The sequence below is a fragment of the Acidovorax sp. HMWF018 genome (assembly GCF_003061035.1).
Lineage (GTDB): Bacteria > Pseudomonadota > Gammaproteobacteria > Burkholderiales > Burkholderiaceae_C > Acidovorax > Acidovorax delafieldii.
This window is the reverse complement of record NZ_QAIM01000329.1, coordinates 1-6,480: the sequence shown is the minus strand read 5'-3', so window position 1 is coordinate 6,480 and position 6,480 is coordinate 1. Positions and strand designations below refer to the sequence as shown.

Annotated in this window: 4 protein-coding genes and 1 pseudogene; 3 read left to right on the top strand and 2 right to left on the bottom strand. The window is 67.4% G+C overall.

The genetic code is table 11. The features are described 5' to 3' along the window. The 3 genes from DBR23_RS12405 to DBR23_RS12395 form a co-directional block, all read left to right on the top strand. Positions 1–1,459 (top strand): AMP nucleosidase (locus tag DBR23_RS12405; protein ID WP_233250425.1); only part of this gene is annotated, 1,459 nt, incomplete at its 5' end. A gap of 24 nt (positions 1,460–1,483) precedes the next feature. Continuing rightward, positions 1,484–2,620: a GGDEF domain-containing protein gene (locus DBR23_RS12400; RefSeq protein WP_108498447.1), complete on the top strand. Its 1,137-nt coding sequence runs from the start codon at positions 1,484–1,486 to the stop codon at positions 2,618–2,620. A gap of 116 nt (positions 2,621–2,736) precedes the next feature. Further along, positions 2,737–3,672, top strand: a complete 936-nt coding sequence (locus tag DBR23_RS12395; protein WP_108498446.1) for an ATP-binding cassette domain-containing protein — start codon at positions 2,737–2,739, stop codon at positions 3,670–3,672. Here DBR23_RS12395 and DBR23_RS12390 read toward each other — a convergent pair. Together DBR23_RS12390 and DBR23_RS12385 are read right to left on the bottom strand one after the other, a co-directional pair. Next, a complete protein-coding gene (locus DBR23_RS12390) occupies positions 3,647–6,058 on the bottom strand; it encodes a bifunctional diguanylate cyclase/phosphodiesterase (RefSeq protein ID WP_108498445.1) in 2,412 nt (803 codons plus the stop codon). The two genes, DBR23_RS12395 and DBR23_RS12390, sit on opposite strands and share 26 nt — an antisense overlap. A gap of 64 nt (positions 6,059–6,122) precedes the next feature. Continuing rightward, a pseudogene (locus DBR23_RS12385) lies at positions 6,123–6,480 on the bottom strand (phosphoribosylglycinamide formyltransferase 2); the annotation flags it as partial.

The following is a 6,480-nucleotide window of genomic DNA, read 5'->3' as shown; positions in this document are numbered from 1 at the left end:
CGCCCCCACCCGCCACACCGACCCGGCCGACGCCCTGGCCCAGGTGCAGCGCATCTACCAGCAACAAATTGGCCACCTGCGCGACGCCATGCAGCGTTTTGTGGCGGGTGAAACGCCCGAAGGCGCCGTGCGCGCGTTCTACCCGTTTGTGCGGGTGCACACCACCACCGTGGCGCGGGCCGACACCAAGCTGGCCTATGGCTTTGTGGAAGGCCCCGGGCGCTATGAGACGACGCTGACCCGGCCCGACCTGTTTGCCAACTACTACGCCGAGCAGTTCCGCCTGCTGCGTGCCAGCCACAACGTGGAGCTGGAAGTGGGCACCAGCACCCACCCGATTCCCATCCATTTCTCATTTGCGGAGCACGACCATATCGAGGGCACGCTGACCCAGGCCCGCCGCATGCTGATGCGCGACGTGTTCGACCTGCCCGACCTGGCCGCCATGGACGATGGCATCGCCAACGGCACCTGGCAGGCCGCGCCCGGCGAGGCGCAGCCGCTGTCGCTGTTCACCGCGCCGCGCGTGGACTATTCGCTGCACCGCCTGCGCCACTACACAGGCACAGCGCCCGAGTGGTTCCAGAACTTTGTTCTGTTCACCAATTACCAGTTCTACATCGACGAATTCGTGCGCCTGGGCCACGCCGAGATGGCCAAACCCGACAGCGAATACATCGCCTTCATCGAACCCGGAAACGTGGTCACGCGCCGCGTGGGTCTGAGCGCCGAGGCAGGCGATGACCTGGGCGCCGCTCCACCCCGCCTGCCGCAGATGCCCGCCTACCACCTGGTGCGCAAGGACGCGAGCGGCATCACCATGGTCAACATCGGCGTGGGCCCGGCCAACGCCAAGACCATCACCGACCACATCGCCGTGCTGCGCCCCCATGCCTGGATGATGCTGGGCCACTGCGCAGGCCTGCGCAACAGCCAGCAGCTGGGGGACTACGTGCTGGCGCATGCCTACGTGCGCGAGGACCATGTGCTGGACGAAGACCTGCCGCTGTGGGTGCCCATCCCGGCGCTGGCCGAAATCCAGCTGGCGCTGCAACAGGCCGTGGCCGATGTCACGCAGATCAGCGGCGCAGACCTGAAGCGCGTGATGCGCACCGGCACCGTGGCCAGCACCGACAACCGCAACTGGGAGCTGCTGCCCGACAACACGCCGCAGCGCCGCTTCAGCCAGAGCCGCGCCGTGGCGCTGGACATGGAAAGCGCCACCATCGCCGCCAACGGCTTCCGCTTCCGCGTGCCCTATGGCACCTTGCTGTGTGTGAGTGACAAACCCCTGCATGGCGAGATCAAGCTGCCCGGCATGGCCAACCACTTCTACCGCGAGCGGGTGGACCAGCACCTGCGCATCGGCATGCGCGCCATCGAGATCCTGCGCAACGGCGGCGTGGACCGCCTGCACAGCCGCAAGCTGCGCAGCTTTGCCGAGGTCGCTTTTCAGTAAACACAGGCCCCGGGGCCGCTGCGTATGCCACTGGATTTCCTCACGCTGATGACGGTCATGGCGGCCAACCTGTTCATGATCTCGGCCGCGCTGCCGCTGATCATGGGCCGGGACGTGAGCCGCGCGGCACGCCATGTGCAGGCCAGCATGCTGCTGCAGGCCGTGGCCTGGGCGGCCATCATTGCCTCATCCACCCTGTGGGACCAGGCCCTTTCTACCGTGTCAATTGCCTGCAACGCGGCCGCACAGTGGATGCTGTACCGGGCGCTCGAAGAATGGCTAGGCCCCCGTCCCTTGCGCAGCCTGCTGCTGGTGCTGGTGATAGCCGCCCCGCTGGGCTACACCCTGGGCTTTGGTCACTACGCCTGGCGCGTGGGCTGGGCCAACTTTTTGATGGCCACCATTTTGTGCATCGTTGCGCGCGCCACCCTGGCGCCCGTGGTGGAGGCCAACCTGCGCTGGCGCAGCCTGCTGATGGGCTGCCTGCTGACGTCGGCCGCTTTCACGCTGGCGCGGGGCATGCTGGGCGCCTTCACCGACCAGTATCCGAGCTTTCGCACGCCCCATCCCGTCAACCTGGCAGCTGCTGTGGCCACCAATGTGAGCCTGGTGCTGGGCACCGTCGCCCTGCTGGTGGCGTGGCGGTCGGAGGCAGAACACAAGCTGCGCACGCTGGCGATGACCGATGGCCTCACCGGCGTGCTCAACCGGCGAGGCTTCACCACCCAAGGCAGCAGCCTGCTGGCACACGCCGCACGCCACCAGTTGCCCATGACGGCAATGATGCTGGACCTGGACCACTTCAAGCAGGTCAACGACACCCACGGCCACGAGGCCGGAGACCGCGCCCTGCAACTGTTTGCCCGCCTGCTGGGTGACACCTGCCGCAGCGGCGACCTGGTCGGGCGCCTGGGTGGCGAGGAGTTTGGTGTGCTGCTGTTGCACAACAGCGCACCCGCTGGGCTGGCCCTGGACCGGCGACTGCGCAGGCGTCTGCATGCCGCCAGCGTGGCAGAGCTGGGCTTTGCGCTGGACTACAGCGCCGGGATGGCCGTCCTGCAGCCCGGTGAAGCCGGCCTAGCGGAACTGATGGCCCGTGCCGATGGCGCCCTCTATGCAGCCAAGACGGCGGGCCGGGGGCGGCTGGTCGCGGCGGACTGAGGCAAGCAGTCCTTTTTTGATTGCATCAGGCGCAATATCCACTAGCGCCTACAGCAGATTCTGGCAAAAAATCCGCCCCCAACGCCACGGGCGCACTCGTCGCACACAATCCCTCCATGACCGCACTTTTTGAAGCCCTGCACCTGCGCAAACGTTATGGCGAGACCACGGTGGTGGACGACGTGTCCTTCGCCATTGCTCCCGGCGAATGCCTCGGGGTCATTGGCCCCAACGGGGCGGGCAAGACCACCACCATCCGCATGTGCCTGGGCCTGGCGTCGCCAGACGGGGGCGAAGTGCACTTCACGCCCCAGCCCGGCACGGCCCCGCTGCTGATGCCACGCGATGCGCTGGCCATCAAGGCGCAGCTGGGCGTGGTCACGCAGTTTGACACCCTCGACCCAGACTTCACCTGCGCCGAAAACCTGCGCGTTTTCGGCCGCTACTTTGGGCTGAAGGGCGCAGTGATGGACGAACGTGTACCCCAGTTGCTGGAGTTCGCAGCCCTCACCCACAAAGCCGATGCCAAGCCGGGCGAGCTGTCGGGCGGCATGAAGCGGCGCCTGTCGCTGGCGCGCGCCCTGGTCAACAACCCGCGCCTGCTGCTGCTGGACGAGCCCACCACCGGCCTGGACCCGCAAGCCCGCCACCTGATGTGGGAGCGCCTGCAACTGCTGCTGCAGCAAGGCAAGTCGATCCTGCTGACCACCCACTTCATGGACGAGGCCGAGCGCCTGTGCTCGCGCCTGCTGGTGCTGGACCACGGCCGCAAGATTGCCGAAGGCCGCCCGCGCGAACTGATCGCCCAGCACCTGGAGCCGGATGTGGTGGAGGTGTTTGGCGTGGGGGCCGTCCAGATGGCCGAAGACACCGCGCTGCGCGCCCTGGCCGCCCGCGTGGAAATCAGCGGCGAGACCGTGTTTTTCTACACCCAGAACGCCCAGCCACTGCTGCAGGCCTTGGCCGCACACGGCCACCTGCGCACGCTGCACCGGCCGGCCAATCTGGAAGACCTGTTCCTCAAGCTCACGGGGCGGCAGATCCGGGAGTGAGGTCGGCAGGGCGGTCTGCCAGCCGCCCCTGCCACCAGCCTTCGAGGGCTTGCGGTGCGCAAGGCTGCGAGAACAGATAGCCCTGCAGTTCGTCGCACCCCAGCCGGGTCAGCCACTGGGCTTGGTGCTCGGTTTCCACGCCCTCGGCCACCGTACGCAGGCCCAGCTTTTGCGCCAGGGCCACGATGGCGTCCACCAGTGCTTCGCCCCGGTCATTGCTCCCCAGATCGTTGACGAAAGAGCGATCGATCTTGAGCTTGCGCACCGGAAACCGCTTGAGCTGGCTGAGTGACGAATAACCGGTGCCGAAGTCGTCGATGGCCAGCTGCACGCCCAGAGCGGTGAGGCGCTGCATGGTCTGCAGGGCCTCCTCCACGGGCTCCATGATCGAGCTTTCAGTGATCTCCAATTGCAGCAACCGGGGTGGGCACCCGGTGCTTTGCAAGGCGCGGGCCACCACCTGGTCCAGCTCGGGCTCCTGGAACTGGCGCGCCGAGAGATTCACCGCCACCGGGATCTCCCCCCAACCGGCATCCAGCCACCGGCGTGCCTGCGCGCAGGCCTCGTTCAGCACCCATTCGCCCAGGGGCACGATCAGCCCCGTTTCTTCCGCAATGCCGATGAACTGCAGCGGAGACACCAGCCCACGCTCCGGGTCCGCCCACCGCACCAGCGCCTCCACCGACGACACGCGCCCCGTCCGCGCATCCATGATGGGCTGGTAGTGCAGGCGCAGCCCGTCGTGCTCGATGGCATGGCGCAGGCCCGCCTCCACCCGCAGGCGCTCCGTCAACACCTCCGTCATGTGCGGGCTGAAGAAAGCCAGCCGATTCCCACCCAGGTCCTTGGCGTCATACATGGCCACATCCGCATTGCGCAGCAGAAGATCCCCGGAGTCCCCATCCTGTGGAAAGACCGCAATGCCCAGGCTGGTGCCCAGCAACCAGCTGGATGTGCCGGTCTCCACAGGCAGGGTCAGCGCCCGCACAATGCGCCGCGCCATGGGCTCCACCACGGCCGGGTCCGGCAGGTCGGGGAGCACCACCACAAACTCATCCCCTCCCGGGCGGGCCACTACATCGCCAGGGCGTACACAACCCTGCAACCGGACCGCCACCTCCTTGAGCAAGGCATCGCCCCGGGCATGTCCCAGGCTGTCATTCACCCCTTTGAACCGGTCCAGGTCCATGGCCAGAACGGCCACGCAGTGGCCCTGCTCCCGCGCCCGGTCCAACGCCGCGTCCAGCCGCTCCGTGAGGCTGTAGCGGTTGGCCAAGTCGGTCAGGGGGTCTCGCCGCGCCTGGCGCTCCAGCGTCTCCGTGTGTTGCGCGATGGACTGCTGCTGGCGCAGCAGGGACTCCGCCATCCGGTCCAGTGCCCGGGCCACCTGCCCCAGCTCTCCCGGGGGATAGGGTGTACCAATGGGTTCGGCGTAGTTGCCAGCATCCATGCGGCCAATGGCGCGGATGGCGCGCATGGCATGGCGGCGCACCGCAAATTCCACCAGCAGAAAAGCCGCAACGAACACGATGACCGCCAGTGCCAGCACCCCCAGCAGTGCGCTCCGGAACTGGCGCTCCACCGGGCCACGCAGGTCGTCCTCGGGCACAGCCAGGGCCAGACGCAGATCCGAGTCCTGTGCGCGCGGCAACTGGGCGCGCACCCAGACGCGACGCACGCCATCGGCCCCCTCCATCACGGCATGCCCTTCGACCGCTTGCAACATGAAAGTGCGTTCGGCGTCCCCCAGGGTGAGCGGCGCCACCTCCGGCCGGCGGAAGTCCATGACCACCGAACCGTCGGCATTCCATACCTGCAGATGCATACGCTCATAGCGCTGTGCATGCACTGTGGCCTGCCCGTAGTCCTGCATGTCGAGCGAGGCCAGCAGGATGAAGCGCAACGCGCCTCCCGCATCGCGCACCGGGTAGGCCACCTGCAGCACCCCTTTGCCCGTCAGGCGGCCTATGACCGCTTCCAGCACCGGCCCGGAGGCCGTCAGCGCACGCTGAAAGTAACTGCGGTCCCGGAGGTCCAGGGTACGGCCACTGCGCAGCGAATCACAGAACAGGGAGCCATCGGGCTGGATGGTGAGGATGCCGGTGTACTGAGGATGTTCCTTGAGGACATCTGCTAGGAAATCAGAGCAGGCGGCCTTGTCGCCCGCCGCCAGCAGGGGTACGCGCCCAAGGCCAAACAGGAGTTGCCCGGTACCAGCGATCTTGTCGTCCAGGTCGCTGGCAATGATGCCTGCCCGGGCCACCAGTCGGTCGCGCGCCTGTCCGGTGGTGGCCACCCGGAACTCCAGCAGCAGCCACACCAGGGCCGGCACAGGCAACAAAGAGGCTGCCAGCACCAGCCACAGGATCCGCGCACTCAGGCTCACAGGGGTTCTCCTTCACAGAAGCGCCGTCGTCGCACCGGCCCGCCGCAACTGCGGCCGCAGGCTATCAGGCCACGCGGGGCCTGACCTTGCTGGCCGCCAGCTTGGCGTTCGCACGCGCCGTGTCCACATTCTCAGCCCGAGCCAGCGCCACGCCCATACGGCGCTTCACAAAACTCTCGGGCTTGCCGAACAGGCGCAGGTCGGTGCCGGGCACCCGCAGGACTTCTTCCACGCCGTCGAACACGATGCCCTGGGCTTCCACGCCGCCATAGATCACGGCGCTGGCGCCGGGATTGCGCAGGCTGGTGTCCACGGGCAGGCCCAGGATGGCGCGGGCGTGCAGCTCGAACTCGCTCTGGTGCTGGGTGCACAGCGTGACCAGGCCCGTGTCGTGCGGGCGCGGGCTCACCTCGCTGAACCAG